Consider the following 259-nt stretch of genomic DNA (forward strand, 5'->3'; position numbering starts at 1 on the left):
CAGTAACGGCTACAAGCACACCAGAGGATTGTAACTTAGGAACAATAACATCAGTAGGAGCAGGCGGAACAGGCACAGGTTATGTTTATGCTGTAGTTGCAGATGGAGTAACTCCAGTTGCAGGAGACTTTGCTGCTGGAAATGCATCAGTTGATAGAGCAGCTGGAACTTATGATGTTTATGTAGAAGATAGCAACGGATGTCGTGGAGTTTTCCAAGATGTTGTAGTTGGAAGTGTAACAGCAGTAAGCGCAAGTGT

The 259-nt window shown here is 44.4% G+C and carries 1 protein-coding gene; it reads left to right on the forward strand.

All coding sequences use genetic code 11. From position 1 onward, the window contains the following. Positions 1-259, forward strand: a 259-nt coding sequence (locus Q1A15_RS20975) for a hypothetical protein (RefSeq protein WP_299628411.1), incomplete at both ends; no start/stop codon positions are given.

This window comes from uncultured Tenacibaculum sp. (assembly GCF_947495995.1).
GTDB lineage: Bacteria > Bacteroidota > Bacteroidia > Flavobacteriales > Flavobacteriaceae > Polaribacter.